The organism is Micromonospora sp. NPDC005163 (assembly GCF_053599835.1).
The window spans coordinates 1-21,720 of the sequence record NZ_JBSFYP010000079.1; the positions used below are offsets into that span (position 1 = coordinate 1).

The window sequence follows — 21,720 nt, forward strand, 5'->3', positions numbered from 1 at the left end:
GGCCCGCCGCGGCCGCGACGCGCTCGACGCGCTGGCCGCTGCCGTACCGGACGCGGGCGCCGTGCACGTGGTCAACAACGGCGCCGCCGCCCTGGTGCTGGCCGCCACCGCGTTGGCCGCCGGCCGGGAGATCGTGGTCAGCCGGGGCGAGCTGGTCGAGATCGGCGACGGTTTCCGCCTGCCCGACCTGCTGGAGAGCACCGGCGCCCGGCTGCGGGAGGTGGGCACCACCAACCGCACCACCCTCGCCGACTACGCGGCCGCGCTCGGCCCGAGGACCGGCTTCGTGCTCAAGGTGCACCCGTCGAACTTCCAGGTCACCGGTTTCACCTCGGCCACCCCGGTACGGCAGCTGGCCACCCTGGGTGTGCCGGTGGTCGTCGACATCGGTTCGGGGCTGCTCGTCCCGGATCCACTGCTGCCCGACGAGCCCGACGCGGCCGGCACGCTGCGCGCCGGCGCCACGCTGGTCACCGCCAGCGGCGACAAGCTGCTCGGCGGCCCGCAGGCGGGGCTGCTGCTCGGCGACGCCGAGCTGGTCGACCGGCTGCGCCGCCATCCGCTGGCGCGGGCGTTGCGCGTGGACAAACTCACCCTGGCCGCGCTGGCCGCCACTCTGCAGAGCCCGGACACGCCGACCCGGCTCGCGCTGCACGCCGACCCGGGGGTCCTGCGTGAGCGGGTGGAGCGGCTGCGCGACCGTCTCGGCGTGGACGGCCGCAAGGCGGAGGTGGTGCCGGCCGTCGCCGTGGTCGGCGGTGGCGGCGCTCCCGGGGTGGAGCTGGACTCCTGGGCGCTGAGCCTGCCCGAGCGGTACGCCGCTCCGCTGCGCACCGGCGAGCAGCCGGTGCTCGGCCGGGTGGTGCGTGGCCGGCTCCTGCTCGACCTGCGCTGCGTACCCGCCACGGATGACGAGACGGTCCGGGCGGCCGTGCTGCGCGTACCCGGGGACGACTGACCGTGTTCGTCGTCGCCACCGCGGGGCACGTCGACCATGGCAAGTCGACCCTGGTCCGCGCGTTGACCGGGATGGAGCCCGACCGGTGGGCCGAGGAACGCCGCCGGGGGATGACCATCGATTTGGGTTTCGCCTGGACGACTCTGCCGTCCGGCGGCACGGTCGCGTTCGTCGACGTACCCGGTCACGAGCGATTCGTGCCGAACATGCTCGCCGGGGTCGGCCCGGTGCCGGCGGCGCTGATCGTGGTTGCCGCCGACGAGGGGTGGATGCCGCAGTCCGCCGAGCACCTGGCGGCGCTGGACGCGCTCGGCGTCGCGTACGGCCTGCTGGCGGTGACCCGCGCGGACCTGGCCGATCCGGGGCCCGCGACGGCCCGGGCCCGGGCCGAGATCGCGGCGACGAGTCTCGGCGCGGTGGAGACGGTGGCGGTCAGCGGGCTGACCGGCGCCGGCCTGCCGGAGCTGCGCGCCGCCCTGGACCGGCTCGCCGCCGGGCTGCCGGCCCCTACGGTGGATGACCCGGTCCGGCTCTGGGTCGACCGCAGCTTCACCGTGCGGGGCAGCGGCACCGTGGTCACCGGCACGCTCGGCGCCGGCCGCTTGCGGGTTGGTGACGAGTTGGAGTTGGCCGGCAGTGACGAACCGGTCCGGGTACGCGGCCTGCACTCGCTCGGCCAGGCCCGTCCCGAGGTGGCGGCGGTGGCGCGGGTGGCGGTCAACCTGCGCGGTACGCCCCGCGACCGGCTCGCCCGCGGCGACGCGCTGCTCGCCCCGGGTCGGTTCCACCGCAGTGACCTCGTCGACGTCCGGCTCACCGGCGACCCGGCGGCCGACCTGCCGGCCACCCTCACCCTGCACGTGGGGTCGGCGGCGGTGCCGGTGCGGGTCCGCCCGCTCGGCCCGGACACCGTGCGGCTCCGGTTGGCCCGCCCGCTGCCCCTGCTGGTCGGTGACCGGGCGCTGCTGCGCGATCCGGGGCGGCACCAGGTGGCCGGTGGGGTGCGGGTGCTGGACGTGGCCCCGCCGCCGCTGGTCCGCCGGGGCGCCGCCGCCGCCCGCGCGCAGGTCCTCGCCGACCTGGACGGCCGACCCGACCTGGCCGGCGAACTGCGCCGCCGCCGACTGGTCCGGTCCGGCACGCTGGTCCGGATGGGCGTGCCGGTGCACGCCGCGCCGGTGGCTGGCGACTGGCTGGCCGATCCCGGGCACTGGCGGCGACTCGGTGACCAGTTGGCCGAGGAGGTTGCCCGCTACGCCCGGGAGCACCCGCTGGAGCCGGGGGTGCCGGTGGACGCCCTGTGTCAGCGTCTCGCACTGCCCGACCGGGTGCTGGTCGAGGCTCTGGTCCGGCCGCCGCTGCGGATCCACGCTGGCCGGGTCGGCGAGGCGAGCGCCGGCGCGCTGCCTGAGCCGGTGGCGCGGGCCGTGCGGCGGGTCCGCGCCGAGTACGCCGACCGGCCGTTCCGCGCCCCGGAAGCCGATCGCCTCGTGGACCTGGGCCTGGGCCCCCGGGAGATCGGGGCCGCGGTGCGCGCCGGCGCGTTGCTGCGGCTGGCCGACACTGTGGTGCTGCTCCCCGACGCGCTCGACGACGCGGTGCGGGTGCTGGCCGGGCTGCCCCAGCCGTTCACCCTCTCCGCGGCCCGGCAGGCGTTGGACACCACCCGCCGGGTGGCGGTGCCGTTGCTGGAGCTGCTCGACCGGCGGGGTGCGACCCGCCGGCTGCCCGACGACGCCCGGGTCGTCGTCACCTGAGCGGCTCGTTCGGCCCACGAGCCGCGTGCTCTGCTCACGATGGGCGCAACGCCGCAAGCCCGTTGGTGACGCGGTGTGCGGCGGTGGCGGTGCCGCGCCCGCCTGGTCGCGTCCCTTTGCTCTGCTTCAACCGGCGCAACAGTTACGTTCCGTCATGCGACGCGATGTCGCCTCGGTTGCGTTGATTCGGTCTTCCTGCACTTCGGACCTGGTGTTGCGTCCTGTTAAGCAGAGCAAAGGATGCGGAGTAGGCCCGGCGGTGAAACTCGAGACTGACATAGCGTTACGGCGACGTGGCCGACGCCGCAGATCGCGCCGCGTGACCTGCCGCGCGTGATTGAGGGCTGATCGGATTGCGGCGGGCTGCCAGGGTGTGGGGATGGCCGAGCCGTCCCCAACCGGCCACCACATCTCCGAACGTCACCTACGGTGACGCCATGGACCCTTCGGCGGTCTGGCGGGATCGGCAGCACCGGTGGCGGATCGAGGCGTACCGCGCCCCGGACCTGCGGTTCGCCATCTACGCCACCAACGGCCCCACCGAGTCCGCCCCGCTCTGGTTGTTCGGCATGTCGGCGCTGGCGCGGTGGCTGATGACCCACGCCATCTCCCTGGACGACCTGGACACCGACTGAGCGGGCGCCGGCCGGCAGGAAACCGGACCCACAACCGGCCCCGCTGCGGTTGAGTGGCCTGAGGCGGGGGACGGGGGTACGCGATGGGCGCTCAGCTGGGGCAGTTGGTGCTGGTGGCCGTGCTGGTGCTGATCAACGCCGCGCTCTCCGGTAGCGAGATGGCGCTGGTGACGCTGCGCGAGGGGCAGCTGCGGCGGTTGGGCCGGCGGACCCGCGCCGGCGACCGGCTGGTGCGGCTCTCCCGCGACCCGAACCGCTACCTGGCCACCATCCAGCTCGGCATCACCCTGGCCGGGTTCCTCGCCTCGGCGGCCGCCGCGGTGTCGCTGGCCGAGCCGCTGGTCGCCCCGCTCGGCTTCCTCGGCGCGGCGGCCCGCCCCGCCGCGGTGGTGCTGGTGACGGTGGCGCTGACGTTCGTCACCCTGGTGATCGGTGAGCTGGCCCCGAAGCGGTTGGCGATGCAGCGGGCGGAACGCTGGGCGCTGCTCAGCGCCGGCCCGCTGGACCTGCTCGCACGGCTGTCCCGGCCGGCGGTGTGGCTGCTCAGCCGGACCACCGACGCCGTGGTCCGGTTGGCTGGTGGCAATCCGAAGGCCAGCCGGGAGGAGACCAGCGAGGAGGAGTTGCGCGAGATGCTGGTCAGTCAGCGTGGCCTGTCGGCCCAGCAGCGGGAGATCCTGACCGGAGCGTTCGACATCGCCGGGCGGACGCTGCGGGAGATCCTGGTGGCCCGGCGGGAGGTGACCGCGCTGCCGGCCACCCTGGCCGCCGGCGAGGGAGTACGACGGCTCGCCGTCGCCGGGCGGTCCCGCGCGCCGGTCATCGGTCCCGGCGGCCTGGACGAGGTGATCGGTGTGGTGCACATCCGCGACCTGGTGCGGGCCGGCGACGGCACGGTGGGGGAGCTGGCCCGCCCGCCGCTGTTGCTGCCGGTCACGCTGCCGGTCGCCGACGCGCTGCGCCAGCTTCGTCTGGAGCACCAGCAGCTGGCCCTGGTGGTTGACGAGCACGGCGGCATCGACGGCATGGTCACCCTGGAGGACCTGCTGGCGGAGGTGGTCGGCGAGTTGTACGACGAGACCGACCGGGACGTGCACGAAGTCGTTCGCGAGCCGGACGGGTCGCTGCTGGTGCCCGGTGACTTTCCGCTGCACGACCTGCCCGACCTGGGGGTGCGGTTGAGCTTCCCGCTGTCGCGGGAGTACACGACGGTGGCCGGGTTGGTGCTGGCCCGGCTCCGTCACCTGCCCGGCGAGCCGGGGGAGACCGTCCGGCTGCCCGGGCTGACGCTGGAGGTGGTGGAGGTCGCCGACCGGGCGGTCCGCCGCGTGCGGCTGCGCGGGTTCACCGAGGAGCGTTGACTGGCCGGCCGGCCTTTCGGGGCGCCACCCGGACGGGGGACAACCCCGTCGAATCCGCCCACGGCGGATGTCTCCCGCATACGGTGCGATACGTGAAGGACCGAGGGTTTCGTACGTTCGTCACGGTGCTGGCCGGCCTCGCGGTGATCTATTTCGGCACCGCCGGCCGCAGCCCCGAGGAGGGCCGGGGCATCTCCGGCGGGCTGGTGGTGCTGGCGCTGCTCGCCGCGCTGCTGGTGTGGCACCTGACCCGGCCGGGCGACAAGACCGTCAAGTGAGCCTCAGCCGGTGGCGGCGCGGGTGACCTCACCGGCGGACTCCTCGCCGAGCGCCACCCGTACCAGCGCCGAGGCGAGCCGGCCGAAGTCTCGCTCGGCGACCAGCCCGGCCAGCCCGTCCGGTGAGCCCGGCAGGCCCAGCCGCTTCGCCCCCGCCAACGCCCGGCGGTCGACGTACGGGCGCAGGTCGGACCAGACCGTCTGCGCCTCGCGCAGGTAGATGTCCGCGCCGGTGGGCCCGATGCCGGGGAACTCGGTGAGCCGGCGACGCAGGCCGGCCGGGTCACCGCGGGCCTCCGCGTGCAGCCGCCGCAGGTCGCCGTGCCAGCGGTCCAGGCACAGGCGGGCGCCGGTGCCGAGCATGGTGGCCGTCCGCTCGTCGTAACGGCGGTAGTGGCCCCGGCCCAGCGCGTCGACCCGTTGCTGCCAACTGGCCGCCTCCATCGCCTGCGGTGTGCGGTAGCCGGCCGCGAACAGCTCCCGCGCGGCGTCCACCGCCACGCAGGCACGGATCCGGGTGCTCAGCAGGGTGGTCAGCACCAGCAACTGGTACAGCGGCCCGGGTCGGTCGGCGAGCCGGATGCCGGCGTCCTCCGCGTAGGTGTGGCTCCTGCGGTCCAGCAGGACCTGCGCCACGGTTCGGTCGTTGCCCACGTCCGACGGGTACCCGCCCCGTGGACGGCTAGCCTTCCCGCCGGTGACCGGGTCCGGAATGCCGCCGGGTCGGGCGGGTATGCGTTCGGTGGAGGCGGTCGATGCCGCCTGCCATACCCGGAGGGAGACACCCGTGGTTAACCCGCAGCAGGAGGAGCTCCGGCGCAACGCCAAGGGAGCCACCAGTCAGGACAGCAAGGGGCCCAACCCGACCGGACACCCGCTGAACCGCGGCTCGTCTCGTGGAGACGCGGGTCGGCCGGTGCCCAAGGGCCAGGTGTCGCCGTACGGCCCGACCGGTGAGCCGATCGCCGACGACGACAGCGACAACCGGATCTAACGACCGCCACGTGACGGCCGCCGCAACCTGTTCCAGGTGGCGGCGGTCGTCAGCCCGTACGCCAGGTGCGGCACGATGTCGGCGATCCAGTCGGAGCGCCGCCAGGTGCGCGGGTTGGTGATGCCCAGCGCGGTGATCGACCCGTCGGTCATCGTCATCACGCCGGCGCCGAGCACGCCGGTGGCCACCGGCAGCGGCTGTCGCCGGCCACGGGCGTAGAGCGCGAACGCGACGCCGGCGGCGACGCCCAGCCCGTAGCCGACCAGGGCCCCGAGGCCGGAGCGACGGTTCGTCGCCGGGGCCCCGGATCCCAGCTGTACGTGCGCGATCCTCGCCAGCCGGTCGACGGTCTGCTCCGGGGTGCTGCTCGCCGGTCGCGCCCGCAGGGCAATGTCCAGGTAGCTGACCACGTTGAGCGCGGTGCTGCCGACGGCGCCCGCGATGGCGCCGTCGGCCAGGTCGGCCCTCCTCACTTCGGGTCGCCTGGTTCGCGCTCACTCTTGGGGCCGTACGTGCGCTCGCCGCGCACCACGCCCCGTTGACCGCGATCCTCCTGCAGGATCCGGTTGGCGACCTGGTTGGCCTTGCCGTCGGGCACCCGCCGTCCGGAGTCGTCGATCGCGTTGCGCATCCGCGCCCGCTGCTTGTCGTAGGCGTTGCTGCCCGGCCGTGGTCCTGGCATCTGCTGCCTCCTTCGTCGCCGTTGGCGTACCGCGGCCGTCTACCCGTCTGGCCGCGGGCCAACCCCGGGTGTCAGCGGGGACCGCGCACCACGGCGACGGGGCACCGCGCGTGGTGCAGCACCGACTGGCTCACCGACCCCAGCAGCAACCCGGTCACCTCGCCGCGCCCCTGCCCGCCGACGACCACCAGTTGGGCCGAGCCGGACGCCTCGGCGAGCACGGTGCCGGCCCGGCCGTGCACCGCCCGCCAGGTCAGCCGCAGCCCGAGACAGCGCTCGGTCAGCCCGGCCAGCGACTCGGTGAGCACCCGCTCCTCCTCGCCGTGCAGCCGCGCCTCGTCGTACACCAGGGGTTGCATGTCACCGGGGCCGGTGCTGGGCGGATGCCGGTAGGCGTGCACCGCCAACAGCGGCACGTCGCGCGCCACGGCGGCCTCGGCGGCGAACTCGGCGGCGAGCCGGGACGCCGCCGAACCGTCCATCCCGACCAGCACCGGCTCGTCGGGACGTTCCGCGCCGCGGGCCACCAACACCGGGCAGTCGGCGTACGCGGCGACCTGCACCGCCACCGACCCGACCACCAGCGAGGCGAATCCGCCCAGCCCGCGGTCGCCGAGCACGATGAGCGCGGCGGTGGGGGATTCGCCCACCAGCACCGCGGAGGCCTCGCCGTCGATGATCTCGCCGGAGATCGACAGCCCGGGTGCGGTGGCTTCGGCCTCGGCCACGGCGGCGGCGACGAGTTCCTCAGCCTGGTGGCGCAGCCCGCCGCCGGGGGGAGCGTCCGGGGCGGGGGAGTCCGGCACGCGCAGCAGTGGCCAGATGAACCCGTGCACCACGCGCAGCGGCCGGTGTCGGCGGGCGGCCTCCGCGGCGGCGAGGCGGACCGCGCGCAGGGACGGCTCCGAGCCGTCCACGCCGACCACCACGGCCGCGCTGTGCGCCGAGTTCACCGGGCCACCTCCCCCCGGGACCAGTATCGCGGCGGGGACGGTCCGACGGAGCGATACTGCCCAGAGCGTCCGGGTCGGTACGCTGGCGACGACCAGCCGGGAGGGAGCGTCGTCGATGGGTGAGCCGGACCAGCCGAGCACGGCCCGCATGATCGACTTCTGGCTCGGTGGGGATCACCACTTCCCCGTCGACGTGGCCGCCGCGACCGCGTTCGAGCAGGCGTACGGGCCGTGCGCGCCGGTGTTCCGGGAGTTGCGGGCCTTTCTCGGTCGGGCGGTGCGGGCCATCGCCGGGCAGGGCGTCGACGGGTTCCTCGTCTTCGGCGCGGGAGTGCCCACGATGGGCAACGTGCACGAGGTGGCCGCCGAGGCCACCGTGCTCTACACCGACGTCGACCCGGTCACCATCCGGCTGGGGCAGCGCATCCTCGCCGGCAGCGACCGGGCCGGCTACGGATTCGGGGACGCCACCGACATCGGCACCGTCGACCCGGCGCAGCTGCACCGCTTCGTCCCGGGCTGGGGCCGCCGGCCGGTCGGGGTGATCTTCCTCGGGCTGGCGGCGTTCCTCGACGACGACACGCTGGCCCGCACCCTCGACGAGCTGTACGCCGCCGCGGCGCCGGGCAGCATGCTCGCCGTGGACTTCGACACCGAGGAGCTGGCTGATCATCCGGAGGCGCTGGCGATGATGGGACCGACCTTCCGGATGCGCGCGCCGTCCGCGTTCGCGCCGCTGCTGGGTCGGTGGGCGCCGACGGCGGACGGCATCGTCCCGGTCAACCGGTGGCGGCCGGACGGCCCGCCCGCACCGGTGCCCGACGCGTTCCACGGCGTGCTGGCCACCCGCGGCGGCGACTGACCTCCGGCGACCGCGCCGACGGGCGGTCCGTGGGCGTCCGTATGATGCTTGCCCTGTAGCAAGCTTCTGGAGAGGACGACCATGGTGGACGCCCCGGACGTGGTGTCGCGTGCGCTGCGCGAGGCCCCGCCCGACCAGCTGGCCGAGGCCGCGGACCGGGCGATCCGCTCGGCGCTCAAGGCGGTGCGCACCGACGTGTTCGTCGCCGACTACCGGATCAGCGGGCTCTGGCCGGTGCTGGATCCGGACCTGCCGGCGGCCGGGTTCCTGGCCTGCCACACCATGGCGCAGCGCTGTTTCAGCAGCCAGCAACCGGTACGCGACGCCGCCGAGGAGGGCCCGTGCCGGCTCTACCTGCCGCTGACGGTGTGGGGGGAGCGGCTGGGCGTGCTGCTGATCGAGCTGCCGGCCGTACCGGGCCCGGCCGTCACCGGCGCCGGCACCGACATCGCCGGTGCCCTGGCGATGGCGATGCGGGCCGCGGACCGGGGGACCGACCGGTACCGCCGGGCCCGACGCCGCGAGCGGCTGACCATGGCCGCCGAGATGCAGTGGGACCGGTTGCCCGGGCGCAGCGTGGCGCATCCCGCATTCCATCTGGCTGGCCAGCTCGAACCGGCGTACACCGTCGGCGGGGACCACTTCGACTGGTCACTGGACAGTGACCGGCTCACCGTGACGGTGCTCAACGGCGAGGGCAGCGGCCTGGCCGCGTCGCTGCTGACCGCGGTCACCGTGAACGCGATGCGCAACGCGCGCCGCTCCGGCGGTGGCCTCGTGGAGCAGGCGGAACTGGCCTCGGACACGGTCTTCTACCAGCACCGGGGTCGCCGACACGTGGCCACCCTGCTGCTGGAGCTGGACACCGGCACCGGGCGGGTACGGGCGGTCGACGCCGGGTCGCCGCGGATGTTCCGGCTGCGGGGCGCGGTCGTGGAGCCGCTGAAGCTGGAGCAGCAGCTGCCGCTCGGCATGTTCGCCGAGACTCGCTATGAGCTGCAGGAGTTCCAGCTCGCACCGGGTGACCGCGTCTTCGTGGTCAGCGACGGGGTGTGGGCCGCCGAGCCGGCGGGCCGGGAGCCGTACGGGCAGCGGGTGATGACCCGTTCCCTGCGCGCCACGCGGTTGCAGCCCGCGACCGAGGCGGTTGGTACGGTGATGCGCGAACTGCATGCCTACCACGTGGACTCCGATCCGCGCGACGACGCCGTCGTGGTCTGCCTGGACTGGCACGGTCCGCGCGATCGGGACGGCGGGTGAAAGTCGCCGCCGCTCCATCGGGCGGGCACCAGCGCGACGACGGCAGGGGACATCGGGTGGAGCGACCTGCGGATCTCGCCTCGGCGATCGACACGGCGGCCGAGACGCTGATCGCCGTGCTCGAGTCGGCGGCGTCGCGACACCAGGTGCCGCCGACCCAGTTGCGGGTCCTGACGCTGATCAGCAGCCGGGCCGAGACCAACGTCAACCGGTTGGCGGAGCTGCTGGACGTGGTGCCCTCGTCCGCCAGCCGCCTCTGCGACCGCCTGGAGGCGACCGGGCTGCTGCGCCGGGTGGCCGATCCACGGGACCGGCGCGAGGTGCGGTTGGTGCTGACCGCCGCCGCGCAGACCCTGCTGCGGGAGTTGGCCGAACGGCGGCAGCACGCCGTGCAGGTCGTACTGGACCGGATGTCGCCGCGGGTGCAGCACGACCTGCTGCTGGCGTTGCTGGCGTTCGGTCGGGCGGCGACCCAGGCGGTGCCGGAGCAGCAGACCGACTCCGCGGTACGCACCGCCTGACTCCGCGCCACGCCCTTCCACTAGTATCCTAGGACGCTCTACACGTGGTGATCCACGCCACAGTGCGGCAGAGCCGCACCGAACGGCGGGCCGCGGCACCCGGGGCAGGGGCGAGAGCCCGATATAGTGGCTGCGCACTCACCCGGCCCGTGATCATCGAGATCGCGGGTCGTGTCAGGGAAGAGGTCCCGTCCGGGGCCGCAGGGGGAGCCGGCGGTGGCCGGCCCGACAGCGCGTACGACCTCCGCCGCGCCCGACGTCGGCCGGGCGTCGGAGCGTGCCGCGGAGGAGGTTCGGTGTCGCGTCGGCCGGCTCGGGCAGAGCATCCGCGAGACACCGGTGACCAGACTCCCGGTGACCAGGTGCTCACCCTGCCCAACCTGATCAGCTTCGGGCGACTGCTGGGCGTGCCGCTCTTCCTCTACCTGTTCCTGGTCGCCCGTGCCGACGTGGCGGCGCTCGTCGTGCTGGCCATCGGTGGCACCACCGACTGGGTGGACGGCTGGATCGCCCGCCGGCTGCGCCAGGTGAGCAGACTCGGGGAGTTGCTCGACCCGCTCGCCGACCGGCTCTACATCCTCGCCACGCTGCTCGCCTTCACCGCCCGGGAGGTGGTGCCGTGGGAGTTCACCGCGGCGCTGCTGGCCCGGGAGTTGCTGCTGCTCGGCTCGCTGGGGGTGCTGCGCCGCTACGGGTACGGGCCGCCGCCGGTGCACTACGTGGGCAAGACCGCCACCTTCCTGCTGCTCGCCGCGTTCCCGGTGCTGCTGCTGGCCACCGCGTCGACCGGTGTGGCGACCGCGGCCGCCGCGATCGGCTGGGGGCTGGCCTGGTGGGGGCTGGTGCTCTACTGGGTGGCCGGCGGAATGTACGTGGTGCAGGCGGCCCGGCTGGTGCGCGCGGCACGCGACCCGGGAGCGGCAGCGTGAGCGCGCCGCGGTCCGGGGGCAACCGGCCGGAGCGGGTGTACGCGCCGGACTTCCTCACCGAGCTGTTCCGCAACCCGCTCGACCCGGGGTACGCCGACGCGGCGGCCGCCAGGCGGTCGCGTCCGCCCGAGGCGCCGCAGGGGTGGCGGGCCTGGCCGGCGCGTTCGGTCAGCCTGGTCGTGGTGGTGGTGCTGGGCTTCCTCTTCGCGGTGGCGTACCGGCAGACGATGGCGGACGAGCCGGGGCGCAGCAAGGCACGCTCCGGGCTGGTGGCGCAGATCAAGGAGCGGGTGAGCGAGACCGACCGGCTCTCGGCACGCGCCGACGAGCTGCGCGAGGAGGTCAGTCGGCAGCGGGACGCGGCGTTGAGCGGTTCGGCCGCGGCGCGGTTGCGCAACCTGGAGGCGAGCACCGGGCTGGGTCGGGTGCGCGGAGACGGCGTGGTGGTGCGGCTGGCTGACGCGCCGGGTAACCAGGATGTGGTGACCGGCGCGGGCGCGGGGCCGCCCCGGGTGCTCTACAGCGACCTGCAGGGGGTGGCGAACGCGTTGTGGAGCGCGGGCGCGGAGGCGATCGCCATCAACGGGCAGCGGTTGACCTCGACGTCGACGATCCGGTTGGCGGGTGAGGCGATCCTGGTGGATTTCCGGCCGGTGACCGGGCCGTACGAGGTGTCGGCGATCGGCCCGGGCTCGTTGCAGCGGCGGTTCGAGGACAGTCGGAGCGCGGACCTGATGCGGGAGGTCGCGCAGAAGACCGGTCTGTCGTTCGGTGTGCGGGAGGCGGAGGACCTCACCCTGCCGGCGGCGCCGGAGCCGCAGCTACGCTACGCCAAGCCGTCGGTCAGTCCGAGCCCTTCCGCGTCGGGTGTCCGGTCCGGCAGTCCTGGGTCGTCCGGTTCGGGGACGACCGCTAGCCCCTCCGGAGGTGGCCGATGATCGCGGTGCTGGCGTTGCTCGCCGGTGTGGTGCTCGGCGTGTGGCTCGATCCCACGGTGCCGGCGGCGTTGCAGCCGTACCTGCCGATCGCGGTGGTGGCCGCGTTGGACGCGGTGTTCGGTGGGGTGCGGGCGAAGCTGGATCGGATCTTCGACGACAAGCAGTTCGTGGTGTCGTTCATCTCGAATGTGCTGGTCGCTGGTCTGATCGTGTATCTGGGTGACCAGTTGGGCGTGGGCGGACAGTTGTCCACCGGTGTGGTGGTCGTGCTCGGGGTGCGCATCTTCGGCAACGTGGCGGCGATCCGTCGGCACCTGTTCCGGGCGTAGGTTTGTCAGTGATGAGCGATGAGCAGACCGACACGGGTACCGGGTGGCCGCAGCCCGCGGGTCCGGTGCGCCCGGGTGGGCCGGCGGGTGAGCCGGATCCGCGACCGGACGCGCCGGATCCGGACGAGTTGAGCCCGTTGGCGCCGCAGGGGCCGGCGGAGCGGGAGCCGGAGCAGGAGCAGCTGGCCGAGGCGTCCAGGGGGGCGCCGGTCGACGAGGGCGCGACGGTGGACCTGAGCGGTGTGTCGCGGTCGGACGGGTCGACGGGGTCGGCTGAGGAGCCGGTGGCGCCGGCGAGGTCGCTGGCGTGGGGTCGGTTCCGGTGGAGCACGGCCGGGGTGATGATCGTGGCGCTGTTGGCGTTGCTGGGCTTCACGCTGGTGGTGCAGTTCAAGACCACGTCGACGGATCCGACGCTGGGGGCGACGCGGCAGGAGGACCTGGTGCGGATCCTGTCGGACCTGGATGCCCGGGAGAACCGGTTGCAGCAGGACATCCGGGCGTTGGAGGACAGCCAGCGGCAGTTGCGTTCGGGTGAGCAGGGTCGGCAGGCGGCGTTGGACGAGGCGACGCGGCGGGCGGACGAGTTGGGCATCCTGGCGGGCACGTTGCCGGCGACGGGGCCGGGGTTGACCGTGCGGTTCGACGCTGGCGGCGGTAAGCCGATCTCGGCGAACCAGGTGCTGGACGCGGTGCAGGAACTGCGGGGCGCCGGTGCGGAGGCGATGCAGATTTCCGGGAGTGATCGGGCGACGGTGCGGATCATCGCGTCGACGTACTTCCTGGATGGGGAGAGCGGGTCGTTGGTGGTGGAGGGGCGTCGGTTGGCGGCGCCGTTCACGATCACGGTGATCGGTGACCCGGCGACGATGCGTACGGCGTTGAACATTCCTGGTGGGGTGGTCGCGTCGGTCCAGGGTGTCGGCGGTAACGTGACCGTTGAGGAGCGTGGGGTTGTCGAGGTTTCGGCGCTGCACGCGCCGATCAAGCTGGATCACGCCCGTCCGGTCTCCTGACCGGCGCGGCCGCGCCGGGCCCGGGTGGTCCGGGGCACCGATGGATGAAGGACGCGTCTGGTGATTCCCGAGGATCTGCGATACACCGCTGAGCACGAGTGGGTGGCGGGTGACGGCACCGGTTCTGTTCGGGTCGGCATCACGCACTTCGCGCAGGACGCGTTGGGTGACATCGTGTACGTGCAGTTGCCCGAGGCGGGTGCGGTGGTTGCGGCCGGTGACTCGTTGGGTGAGATCGAGTCGACCAAGAGCGTGTCGGAGATCTACGCGCCGGTGGCCGGTACGGTGGCGGCGCGTAACGAGGCGCTGGGTGACACGCCTGAGCTGATCAACACGGAGCCGTACGGTGCGGGTTGGTTGGTGGAGATCACCCCGAATGATCCGACAGCGGTGGACGGGTTGCTCACGGCGGGCGCGTACCGCAAGATCACCGAAGGCTGAGTGTGCTTGATCCGGTGCGTGGGATGTCTGCGCGCGTCCGGTTGCCCTGCATTTCGGCGCTGGCTAGGCTCGCCCAGTCGACCGAGAAGAACCCAAGTGTTGAGCGTTGCGGAATTGCCTTCCCGGGCACGGGGAGCCAGCCGCCGGGTGTTCGAGTGCCCGGCGGCCAGACCCGCCATTACCCGACGCCAACCGAACAGATCCGTGAGGTGGTCCCATGACGCGCCCAGACGACGAGTTCCCCCCGCTCGACGTCACTTCGACGCTCAATCTCGGTTCGCTCGACGAAGTGCTGGAGGGGCCGGACACCGATGTGGTGCCGAGCCGGATGTCCGGTTCGTTGCCGCCGGGTATGGCGCTGCTGGTGGTTCGTCGCGGCCCGAATGCGGGTGCCCGGTTCCTGTTGGACCACGATGTGACGACGAGTGGCCGGCACCCGGACAGTGACATCTTCCTGGACGACGTGACGGTGTCGCGGCGGCACGCTGAGTTCCACCGGGACGGTGGCACGTTCACGGTGCGGGACGTCGGCAGCCTGAACGGCACGTACGTGAATCGTGAGCGGGTCGAGGCGGCCACGCTGAGCAATGGTGACGAGGTTCAGATCGGTAAGTTCCGGGTGGTGTTCATCGCCGGTCCGCGCCCGGAGGAGGAGGCCGGCCGGGGGTGAACGAGCCTGCGGCCTCCACGCCACCCGGGGCGGCCCGGTCCCAGCCGCTGATGAGCATCGGTGAGGTGCTGGGGCAGTTGCGGGTGGACTTCCCGGACACGACGATTTCGAAGCTGCGGTTCCTCGAGGCCGAGGGGCTGGTCGAGCCGCAGCGGACTGCGGCGGGTTACCGGAAGTACAGCTGGGACGATGTGGCGCGGTTGCGGTTCGTGTTGACCGCGCAGCGGGACAAGTACCTGCCGTTGCGGGTGATCCGTGAGCAGTTGGCCGAGTGGGACTCGTCCGGTGAGCAGCCGGGGCGGTCGCGGCCGGCGTTGGTCGCGGTGGGGCCCGATGGCGCTGTGCCGGGTCGGGAGTCGGCGGAGCCGGCCGAGTCGTCGCAGGTGCGGCTCGGCCGGGCTGATCTGGTCGCGCGCAGTGGGATCGACGAGTCGACGTTGGTCGAGCTGGAGCGTCTGGGTGTGCTGGTGTCGGATCCGCCGGGGTGGTATGACGGCGACGCGTTGATCATCGCGTCGGCGGTGGCGGGTTTGGCGGCGTACGGGTTGGAGCCGCGGCATCTGCGGGGTTATCGGACCGCGGCGGACCGTGAGGTCGGGTTGTTCGCGCAGTTGGTGGCGCCGTTGGCGCGGCAGAGTGATCCGGCGGCGCGGGCGCGGGCGGCGGAGACGGCGCGGGAGTTGGTGGCGTTGTCGGAGCAGTTGCACGCCGCGTTGGTGCGGGTGGGGTTGCGTTCGACGTTGGGCCGGTGAAGGGGCCCGGCGGGTGGCGGCTGAGCGGAAAGATCTCTTCCGGGAAGCGTGCCGTAGGCTCGCCGGGGTAACCCCTTTCTGGCGCGGGCGTGGTGCCGTAGCGCATGGGACGGCCGTGTCGCGGTCCGTGTACCGTGCAGGGAAGGGCGCGGTGCGGCGTAGGTGACAACGACACGGAGGCGGCGGTGCGCGAGCTGAGCGTGGTCGGAGTTCGGGTGGAGCTGCCCAGCAACCAGCCGATCGTCCTGCTCAGGGAGGTCGAGGGGGACCGCTATCTGCCGATCTGGATCGGCGCGGTCGAGGCCACGGCTATCGCTTATGAGCAGCAGGGGGTCAAGCCGGCCCGACCGTTGACGCATGATCTTCTGCGGGACGTGTTGGCGGCGTTGCAGGCGCCTCTGCAGGCGGTGGAGATCACCGAGCTCAAGGAGAACGTCTTCTACGCGGATCTGTTGATCGGCGACGGGGTGCGGGTGTCGGCGCGGCCGAGCGATTCGATCGCGTTGGCGTTGCGGGTCGGTGCGCCGATTCGTTGTGCCGAGCAGGTCCTCAGCGAAGCGGGGATCGTCATCCCGGATGAGCAGGAGGACGAGGTGGAGAAGTTCCGCGAGTTCCTGGAGCAGGTGCGTCCGGAGGACTTCGCGGGCTGAGCCGGTCTTCCCGGCCCTTCACGAGGCGTCACTGTGGGTGATCCTTGGCGCTTCTGGTGATCTTTCTCGGTGGCTGCGCGGCGTGTCGCGTCGGTTCCTCTGTGGTAACCCCTGACGGTGGCGATAGGGTTGCCGTGTCGAGGGGTGCGCGTCCGGGAAACGACGCGTCGCCGCACTGACGGGGAGGTTGTCCGGATGCACGAGCCGCAGGATCCTGATCCGGGTACGGAGTTGGACGAGCCGGGTGTGGCCACTGAGGGTGACGGTTCGGTGGGCTACCGGGGTGTGACGGCATGTCACGCGGTGGGCATCAGTTACCGGCAGTTGGATTACTGGGCGCGGACGGCGCTGGTGGTGCCGAGCGTGCGTGACGCCTCGGGTTCGGGGACGCAGCGGTTGTACTCGTTCCGCGACCTGGTGGTGTTGAAGGTCGTGAAGCGGTTGTTGGACGCGGGGGTGTCCCTGCAGAACATCCGCAAGGCGATCGAGGCGCTGCGGTCGCGTGGGGTGGGGGACCTGGCCGACATCACGCTGATCTCCGATGGGACGACGGTGTACGAGTGCCGGTCCCCGGAGGAGGTGGTCGACCTGTTGCAGGGTGGTCAGGGCGTGTTCGGGATCGCGATCGGTGGGGCGTTCAAGGAGATCCAGGGTTCGTTGTCGCATCTGCCGGCGGAGCCGGCGACGAGCGGCCCGGTGGAGCCGGTGGCGGCGTCCGGGTCGGATCCGGTGGGCGACGAGTTGGCGGCGCGGCGAGCCCGGCGACGGGCCGGCTGAGCGCTGCTTGGGTCGCCGGGGCTGTCGACGCGCCCGGTTTTCACGTTTAGTTTTTCCGCTGCCGATCGGTGACTGCGCGTCAGGTCGGCGGTTCCTCGCTGCCCGGTGGACACCTTGATGATCCACAGTGTGTGTCGGGTCGGTTGCCGAGTGTGGACGGCGGCGTCGGTCGTGATGACGGTCTGTGTCGGATTGTTGTCGGGCATCCGATAGGGGGGCGCTCGCCGGGCCACGTCGACACGCTATGGTCGCCCACGGTCCCCGGTGTGGCGCCGTGGCATGACGATGTCGCTCCGGTGGTCCACTGCCCCTCCGCGCCGACCCAGCGCGACTCTCCACCCCGGAAGGAACGACCGTGACGGTTACCGAAGAAGCCGCTCCCGCCTCGCACTACGACCGCATCGGCGGTGCCAGTTCGGTCAAGGCGGCCGTCGAGCTGTTCTACGACAAGGTGCTCGCCGACCCGGACCTGGCGGGCTACTTCGCCGATGTGAACATGCCGGGTCAGCGGCGGCACCTGACGTTGATGTTGACCGCGGTGCTGGGCGGTCCGAACGAGTACGCCGGCCGCGGGTTGGCCGAGGCGCACCAGCCGCTGAACATCCCGGTGGAGCACTACGTCAAGGTGGGTGAGCACCTGATCGTGACGCTGACCGAGCTGGGTGTGCCGGCGGACATCCTGGCCGACGTGCAGACGGTGCTGGAGCAGGTGCAGAACCAGGTGGTGGCCGCCGGGAACCGTCCGGGCGTCTGATCGTGGACGCGGCTCGACTCAAGCAGAGTTGGTCCCTGGTCGCCGGGCACGGCGACCAGGTGCCGCTCTATTTCTATTCGACGTTGTTCCTGTCCCATCCCGAGACACGGCAGATGTTCCCGACGAACATGGCCGGGCAGCGGGACCGGCTGGTGACCGCGCTCGGGCACATCGTGTCCAACGTGGACCAGGTGGATCATCTGGTGGGTTTCCTGCGGGACCTCGGCGCGGACCACCGCAAGTTCGCGGTCCGCGCGGAGCACTACCCGGCGGTCGGTGAGGCGCTGCTGGCGACGTTGCAGCACTTCCTGGCCGAGCAGTGGACCGAGGAGTTGGCGCAGGACTGGGCGGCGGCGTACGGGCTGGTCGCGCAGGTGATGTCGGAGGCCGCGCAGGCCGCGGAGACGGTGAATCCGCCGTGGTGGGTGGCGGAGATCGTCGCGCACGAGCGGCGGGCGTTCGACGTGGCGGTGCTCACGGTGCGCCCGCAGTACCTGCTGCCGTTCACTCCGGGTCAGTCGATCGGGGTGTCGCATCCGGCGGTGCGCTCGTGGCGGTACTACTCGCCGGCGAACGCGCCCCGCGCGGACGGCACCCTGGAGCTGCACGTGCGGGCCGCGCCGGGTGGCGCGGTGTCCTCGCGGCTGGTGTACGGCTCGGCGGTGGGTGACCGCATCCACCTGGCGGCGCCGGTGGGGGATCGGCTGTCGTTGTGGGCGGCGGGTTCCAGCGATCTGGTGCTGCTGGCGGCGGGCACCGGCTGGGCGCCGGTGAAGGCGCTGGTGGAGCAGGTCGCCGCGGAGGGTTCCCGACGGCGGGTGGACCTGTACGTGGGGGCTCGTTCCCGCAGCGAGTTCTACGACAGCGACGCGATCGACAAGCTGGCGTCGTCGTACCCGTGGTTGACGGTGACCTACGTGGTGGGCGCCGACCTGAACCGGTCGGGGGAGTTCGTGCACGCCGTGGACCGGGCGCTGGCCGATGGTGACTGGCGCTCCCGGCACGTGTACGTGTGCGGGTCGGACGAGATGGTTTCGCACGCGGTGCAGACGTTGGTCCGGGCGGGTTACCACTCGGATCAGGTGCACCACGAGGGCCTGGGCAAGCACTGGTACGGCCCGGCCTGGCGTACGGCGGTGGAGCAGTCGACCGCTGGTGACAACTCCGGAGGTGTTGTTCGGTGAGCGCGACCCCGATCAGCCGGTACGACGGCGTGCAGGTCGTCGGCGGTGTGCAGGTGCGGATGACCGCGGACCGGGTCCGGCGGTGGGAGTTCGGCACGGCGTCGTTCGGTCGGCGTGGTTACGACAACGCCGATGTGGACCGGTTCCGGGTGCAGGTCGCCGATGAGCTGGACCTGTTGGCGACGCAGGTCGCGAACCTGCGCGCGGAGAACGAGCGGCTCAACGACCGGGTGGAGCTGCACCGGCACGGCGTGATCCCGAGTACGGGCGCGGCGGCGAAGGTGCCGGCCGCCAAGGAGGTGAATCTGCTTTCCGCGGCGCAGCGGGAGGCGGAGCAGATCATCGCGCAGGCGCACGACTACGCGCGGCGGGTCGCCGAGTACGCCCGGGTGCAGTACGAGAGCTACATGCAGGCGGCGGCGGAGGAGGCGAAGCAGGAGGCCGAGCGGGCGGTGGCGGATTACCGCAGCTCGGCCGGGTCGAGCTTCGACGACACGGTGGCCACCCGGGAGGCGTTGCGGATCTTCGGCGAGATGATGGTGTCGCACATGCAGGCGGCGGCGCGGCATCTCGACGACGGCAGCGAGCAGTTGGCCCGCACGATGGACCGGATCGCGAAGGAGACGCCGGGGGCGCCGTTCGCGGTCGGCGCGGCGGGGCAGACGGCGCTGCCGCGTCACCAGCAGCAGCGGTGATGCTCGGGTGGGGTCCGCCTGGCGGACCCCACCCGGCTGCCGAGGCGGTCGCGGTGGCTATCGAGGGCCGGGGCTGAGCGTGTGTACCTGGTTCGTTACGGCCGTCAGAAGGGCGGTCAGCGCGGGAGCCGGGGGGCTGTCCCGGGTCACGGCGACCAGGCGGCGTTTGAGAGTGGCTTCGGCGATGTCGCGAATGGCGAGAGCGGGGTCGTCCGTGGGCAGGGTCAGGGCCGGCATCAGGGCGACGGCTGCCGCGGCGCGGACGAGTTCGAGTTGCACGTCGGCGTCGCTGCAGCGATGCCGCAGGTCGGGCTCGTAGCCGCCGAGGGATCGGCAGGTCCCGACGACCATGGCGTGGTGGCCGGTGCCCTCGGCGGACGTGGTCCAGATGTCGGGTCGCAGTTCGGCGACCGCGACGGGGCGTTTGGGCCGGGCGAGTGGGTGCGCTGCCGGTAGCACGATCTTCAGTGGCTCCTCGAGCAGGAGCGTGAAGCGCAGCCCGGCCGGGCGGGGGCGGGGGTGGCCGTCGTACTCGTCGCCGATGACCAGGTCGACGGCGCCGAGGCGCAGGCTTGGCAGGGACTGTTCGAGTTCCAGCTCGAAGATCTCCACGCGCACCTGCGGGTGGTCGACGTTCATGCGGGCAAGGGCCGGAACCAGGAGGCGACGGGTCGCCGATTGCAGGCCACCGGCGCGTACGGTGCCCCGGATCTCACCGCTCAACGCGGCCAGGGCGGCTTCTGCCGCTTCGGCCGCTGACAGCAGCAGGCGCGCATGCAGGGCAAGCAGGTGTCCGGCGTCGGTGAGTCGTACGCCCCGCCCGGCCTTGTCGAACAGCCGGGCGCCGATTTCCTTCTCCAGGATGGCCAGTTGCTGGGAGACCGTCGACGGGCTGTAACCCAGGGCTGCGGCGACCGCGGCCAGGGTGCCCCGCTCCTCGAACTCGCGAAGGAAGCGCAGCCGCCGCAGATCCAAGGCAATCATGCGGGAATTCTAACGAGTCACCTGCATGAATCATCGCTGGACCTGGCGAGTCTGGTCGCTGATCCTTGTCGGCATGGGTCCCGCACTGTGCCTTTGGTCCGCGGCGTGCTTCGGCGCTATGGCGATCTTCGGCAAACTCGCCTACGACGCCGGCGTCTCGCCCGGGGCGCTGCTGCTGGTGCGCTTCACCCTGGCCGCCGTGCTGCTGGGGTTGGTCCTGCTCGTGCGGCCGGGCCTGCGCCGAACGGAGCCGGGTCCGTACCGGGGCGAACCGGGCAACCGGCCGTCGGCGACGCGCGGCCGGGTGCTGACCACCGCCATCGGGCTGGGTGCCATCGGGTACGCCACACAGGCGAGTCTGTTCTTCTCGGCTCTGCAACTGATGGACGCCTCGCTGCTGTCCCTGATCCTCTACACCTACCCCGTCCTGGTCACCGTGGCGGCGGTACTGCTCGGCCGCGACCGGCTCACCCCGGGACGCGGCGCCGCGCTGGTGGCCGCGTCGGGCGGAACGCTGCTGGTCCTGATCGGCGCCGGTGGCGTGAGCTTCCACCCGCTCGGGGCGCTGCTCGCCTTCGCCTCGGCGCTCACCTACACCGGCTACATCCTCGTCGCCGACACCGTCGTGCACCGGCTGCCGCCCGTGCTGCTGGCCGCACTGGTGATGGCCGGCGCCGCCGGCACCCTCGGCGCGCGCGCCCTGTTCACCGGAGGGGTCGACCTCGACTTCGAGGCGCCGGGATGGTTCTGGCTGGCCTGCATCGCCGTGGTCTCCACCGTTGTGGCGATGCTGACCTTCTTCGCCGGCCTGAAACGGACCGGCCCATCGACCGCCGCGATCCTGTCCACCTTCGAACCCGTGGTCACCACCGCGCTGGCCGCGCTCATCCTCGGCGAATCCCTGACCCCGGTGCAGCTCGCCGGCGGCGCCCTGGTGCTGTCCTCCGTCGCCGTCCTCCAGCTCCGACCGACCCGCACCCGCCGCCGAGACCATGCCCCGCCCCCGGCAGCCGACCCCGAGGCCCAGGGTGCGCAGGATGGGGCAGGACATCCTGCCGCGGTCAGCTGAGCCGTTGGTCGAGGTGGAAGGTGACCTCGGCGCCAGCCTCGCTCTTGCCGATGAGCTTGCACAGGGCGGCCCGGATGGGCAGCCAGTGCGGGCCGGTGCCCGAGGGCATGAGGGTGGCGCTGAACGGGTGACCGTCGATCGTGCCGGTGACCTTGACGGCGCGGCGGGTGCCGAGCAGTTCGGCGGAGTCAGGCACGGTCACATAGGTGGCGAAGGCGCCGTCCTTCTCGATCGGCGCGGTGAAGCGGTGGTCCAGTGGCTGCGCGGCCAT

The 21,720-nt window shown here is 72.5% G+C and carries 28 protein-coding genes; 22 read left to right on the forward strand and 6 right to left on the reverse strand.

Annotated features, from left to right (window positions below; all coding sequences use genetic code 11):
• From selA to ACWD6N_RS32690, 5 genes are all read left to right on the forward strand, one after another.
• The coding region (gene selA / locus ACWD6N_RS32670) for an L-seryl-tRNA(Sec) selenium transferase (RefSeq protein ID WP_450005965.1) at positions 1–958 on the forward strand (958 nt) is incomplete at its 5' end.
• 2 nt (positions 959–960) lie between these two features.
• A complete protein-coding gene (gene selB, locus ACWD6N_RS32675; protein WP_354968276.1) occupies positions 961–2,715 on the forward strand; it encodes a selenocysteine-specific translation elongation factor in 1,755 nt (584 codons plus the stop codon).
• A 437-nt stretch (positions 2,716–3,152) separates the two neighbouring features.
• Positions 3,153–3,350, forward strand: coding sequence for a hypothetical protein (locus ACWD6N_RS32680; RefSeq protein ID WP_354968277.1), 198 nt, complete (start codon positions 3,153–3,155; stop codon positions 3,348–3,350).
• Positions 3,351–3,433: 83 nt separating this feature from the next.
• Positions 3,434–4,711: a hemolysin family protein gene (locus ACWD6N_RS32685; protein WP_354968278.1), complete on the forward strand. Its 1,278-nt coding sequence runs from the start codon at positions 3,434–3,436 to the stop codon at positions 4,709–4,711.
• A 92-nt stretch (positions 4,712–4,803) separates the two neighbouring features.
• Positions 4,804–4,989: a hypothetical protein gene (locus ACWD6N_RS32690; protein WP_089022156.1), complete on the forward strand. Its 186-nt coding sequence runs from the start codon at positions 4,804–4,806 to the stop codon at positions 4,987–4,989.
• Positions 4,990–4,992: 3 nt separating this feature from the next.
• Here the strand turns inward: ACWD6N_RS32690 and ACWD6N_RS32695 are convergent, their stop codons facing one another.
• The gene (locus ACWD6N_RS32695; RefSeq protein ID WP_354968279.1) at positions 4,993–5,643 is read right to left on the reverse strand and encodes a hypothetical protein; all 651 of its coding nucleotides are present in this window, start codon (positions 5,641–5,643) and stop codon (positions 4,993–4,995) included.
• Positions 5,644–5,776: 133 nt separating this feature from the next.
• Between ACWD6N_RS32695 and ACWD6N_RS32700 the strand changes: the two genes are divergently transcribed.
• Positions 5,777–5,983, forward strand: coding sequence for a hypothetical protein (locus ACWD6N_RS32700; RefSeq protein WP_354968280.1), 207 nt, complete (start codon positions 5,777–5,779; stop codon positions 5,981–5,983).
• Here the strand turns inward: ACWD6N_RS32700 and ACWD6N_RS32705 are convergent.
• The 3 genes from ACWD6N_RS32705 to ACWD6N_RS32715 form a co-directional block, all read right to left on the reverse strand.
• Positions 5,980–6,456, reverse strand: coding sequence for a hypothetical protein (locus tag ACWD6N_RS32705; protein WP_354968281.1), 477 nt, complete (start codon positions 6,454–6,456; stop codon positions 5,980–5,982). The genes ACWD6N_RS32700 and ACWD6N_RS32705 overlap by 4 nt on opposite strands.
• A complete protein-coding gene (locus ACWD6N_RS32710) occupies positions 6,453–6,665 on the reverse strand; it encodes a hypothetical protein (RefSeq protein WP_007460364.1) in 213 nt (70 codons plus the stop codon). The genes ACWD6N_RS32705 and ACWD6N_RS32710 overlap by 4 nt, the downstream gene beginning before the upstream one ends.
• A 71-nt stretch (positions 6,666–6,736) precedes the next feature.
• Entirely contained in the window at positions 6,737–7,618 is an 882-nt protein-coding gene (locus ACWD6N_RS32715; RefSeq protein ID WP_354968283.1) for a universal stress protein, read from the reverse strand.
• Positions 7,619–7,733: 115 nt separating this feature from the next.
• Here ACWD6N_RS32715 and ACWD6N_RS32720 point away from each other — a divergent pair, with 115 nt between their 5' ends.
• From ACWD6N_RS32720 to ACWD6N_RS32790, 15 genes are all read left to right on the forward strand, one after another.
• Positions 7,734–8,480: an SAM-dependent methyltransferase gene (locus ACWD6N_RS32720; protein ID WP_354968284.1), complete on the forward strand. Its 747-nt coding sequence runs from the start codon at positions 7,734–7,736 to the stop codon at positions 8,478–8,480.
• 81 nt (positions 8,481–8,561) lie between these two features.
• On the forward strand, positions 8,562–9,740 hold the full coding sequence (locus tag ACWD6N_RS32725; protein WP_450005967.1) for a PP2C family protein-serine/threonine phosphatase: 1,179 nt from the start codon (positions 8,562–8,564) through the stop codon (positions 9,738–9,740).
• A 56-nt stretch (positions 9,741–9,796) separates the two neighbouring features.
• A complete protein-coding gene (locus ACWD6N_RS32730; protein ID WP_354968286.1) occupies positions 9,797–10,261 on the forward strand; it encodes a MarR family winged helix-turn-helix transcriptional regulator in 465 nt (154 codons plus the stop codon).
• Positions 10,262–10,557: 296 nt separating this feature from the next.
• On the forward strand, positions 10,558–11,190 hold the full coding sequence (locus ACWD6N_RS32735; protein ID WP_354968287.1) for a CDP-alcohol phosphatidyltransferase family protein: 633 nt from the start codon (positions 10,558–10,560) through the stop codon (positions 11,188–11,190).
• Complete coding sequence (locus tag ACWD6N_RS32740; protein ID WP_450005969.1) at positions 11,187–12,128, forward strand: DUF881 domain-containing protein; 942 nt, start codon at positions 11,187–11,189, stop codon at positions 12,126–12,128. Before ACWD6N_RS32735 ends, ACWD6N_RS32740 begins: the two co-directional genes overlap by 4 nt.
• Positions 12,125–12,457 (forward strand): small basic family protein, encoded by a 333-nt coding sequence (locus tag ACWD6N_RS32745; protein ID WP_007460356.1) that lies wholly within the window; start codon positions 12,125–12,127, stop codon positions 12,455–12,457. The genes ACWD6N_RS32740 and ACWD6N_RS32745 overlap by 4 nt, the downstream gene beginning before the upstream one ends.
• A gap of 8 nt (positions 12,458–12,465) precedes the next feature.
• Positions 12,466–13,473: a DUF881 domain-containing protein gene (locus ACWD6N_RS32750; protein ID WP_354968289.1), complete on the forward strand. Its 1,008-nt coding sequence runs from the start codon at positions 12,466–12,468 to the stop codon at positions 13,471–13,473.
• 60 nt (positions 13,474–13,533) lie between these two features.
• Positions 13,534–13,914: a glycine cleavage system protein GcvH gene (gene gcvH / locus ACWD6N_RS32755; RefSeq protein WP_089020879.1), complete on the forward strand. Its 381-nt coding sequence runs from the start codon at positions 13,534–13,536 to the stop codon at positions 13,912–13,914.
• Positions 13,915–14,131: 217 nt separating this feature from the next.
• A complete protein-coding gene (gene odhI, locus ACWD6N_RS32760) occupies positions 14,132–14,584 on the forward strand; it encodes an oxoglutarate dehydrogenase inhibitor Odhl (RefSeq protein WP_007071101.1) in 453 nt (150 codons plus the stop codon).
• Positions 14,585–14,634: 50 nt separating this feature from the next.
• Positions 14,635–15,336: a transcriptional regulator FtsR gene (gene ftsR / locus ACWD6N_RS32765; protein WP_354968312.1), complete on the forward strand. Its 702-nt coding sequence runs from the start codon at positions 14,635–14,637 to the stop codon at positions 15,334–15,336.
• Positions 15,337–15,521: 185 nt separating this feature from the next.
• The gene (locus tag ACWD6N_RS32770; protein ID WP_007460347.1) at positions 15,522–15,986 is read left to right on the forward strand and encodes a bifunctional nuclease family protein; all 465 of its coding nucleotides are present in this window, start codon (positions 15,522–15,524) and stop codon (positions 15,984–15,986) included.
• 195 nt (positions 15,987–16,181) lie between these two features.
• On the forward strand, positions 16,182–16,763 hold the full coding sequence (locus ACWD6N_RS32775) for a MerR family transcriptional regulator (protein ID WP_354968290.1): 582 nt from the start codon (positions 16,182–16,184) through the stop codon (positions 16,761–16,763).
• Between the two features lie 355 nt (positions 16,764–17,118).
• The gene (locus ACWD6N_RS32780) at positions 17,119–17,517 is read left to right on the forward strand and encodes a group I truncated hemoglobin (protein WP_354968291.1); all 399 of its coding nucleotides are present in this window, start codon (positions 17,119–17,121) and stop codon (positions 17,515–17,517) included.
• A 2-nt stretch (positions 17,518–17,519) separates the two neighbouring features.
• Positions 17,520–18,701, forward strand: coding sequence for a globin domain-containing protein (locus tag ACWD6N_RS32785; RefSeq protein ID WP_354968292.1), 1,182 nt, complete (start codon positions 17,520–17,522; stop codon positions 18,699–18,701).
• The gene (locus tag ACWD6N_RS32790) at positions 18,698–19,396 is read left to right on the forward strand and encodes a DivIVA domain-containing protein (protein WP_354968293.1); all 699 of its coding nucleotides are present in this window, start codon (positions 18,698–18,700) and stop codon (positions 19,394–19,396) included. The genes ACWD6N_RS32785 and ACWD6N_RS32790 overlap by 4 nt, the downstream gene beginning before the upstream one ends.
• 57 nt (positions 19,397–19,453) lie before the next feature.
• Here ACWD6N_RS32790 and ACWD6N_RS32795 read toward each other — a convergent pair whose 3' ends face one another.
• On the reverse strand, positions 19,454–20,380 hold the full coding sequence (locus ACWD6N_RS32795) for a LysR family transcriptional regulator (RefSeq protein WP_354968294.1): 927 nt from the start codon (positions 20,378–20,380) through the stop codon (positions 19,454–19,456).
• Between the two features lie 73 nt (positions 20,381–20,453).
• Here ACWD6N_RS32795 and ACWD6N_RS32800 point away from each other — a divergent pair, with 73 nt between their 5' ends.
• Complete coding sequence (locus tag ACWD6N_RS32800) at positions 20,454–21,449, forward strand: DMT family transporter (RefSeq protein ID WP_387322387.1); 996 nt, start codon at positions 20,454–20,456, stop codon at positions 21,447–21,449.
• On the opposite strand, the gene ACWD6N_RS32805 is transcribed toward ACWD6N_RS32800, so the two are convergent.
• The gene (locus ACWD6N_RS32805) at positions 21,442–21,720 is read right to left on the reverse strand and encodes a DUF1905 domain-containing protein (protein WP_354968296.1); all 279 of its coding nucleotides are present in this window, start codon (positions 21,718–21,720) and stop codon (positions 21,442–21,444) included. The two genes, ACWD6N_RS32800 and ACWD6N_RS32805, sit on opposite strands and share 8 nt — an antisense overlap.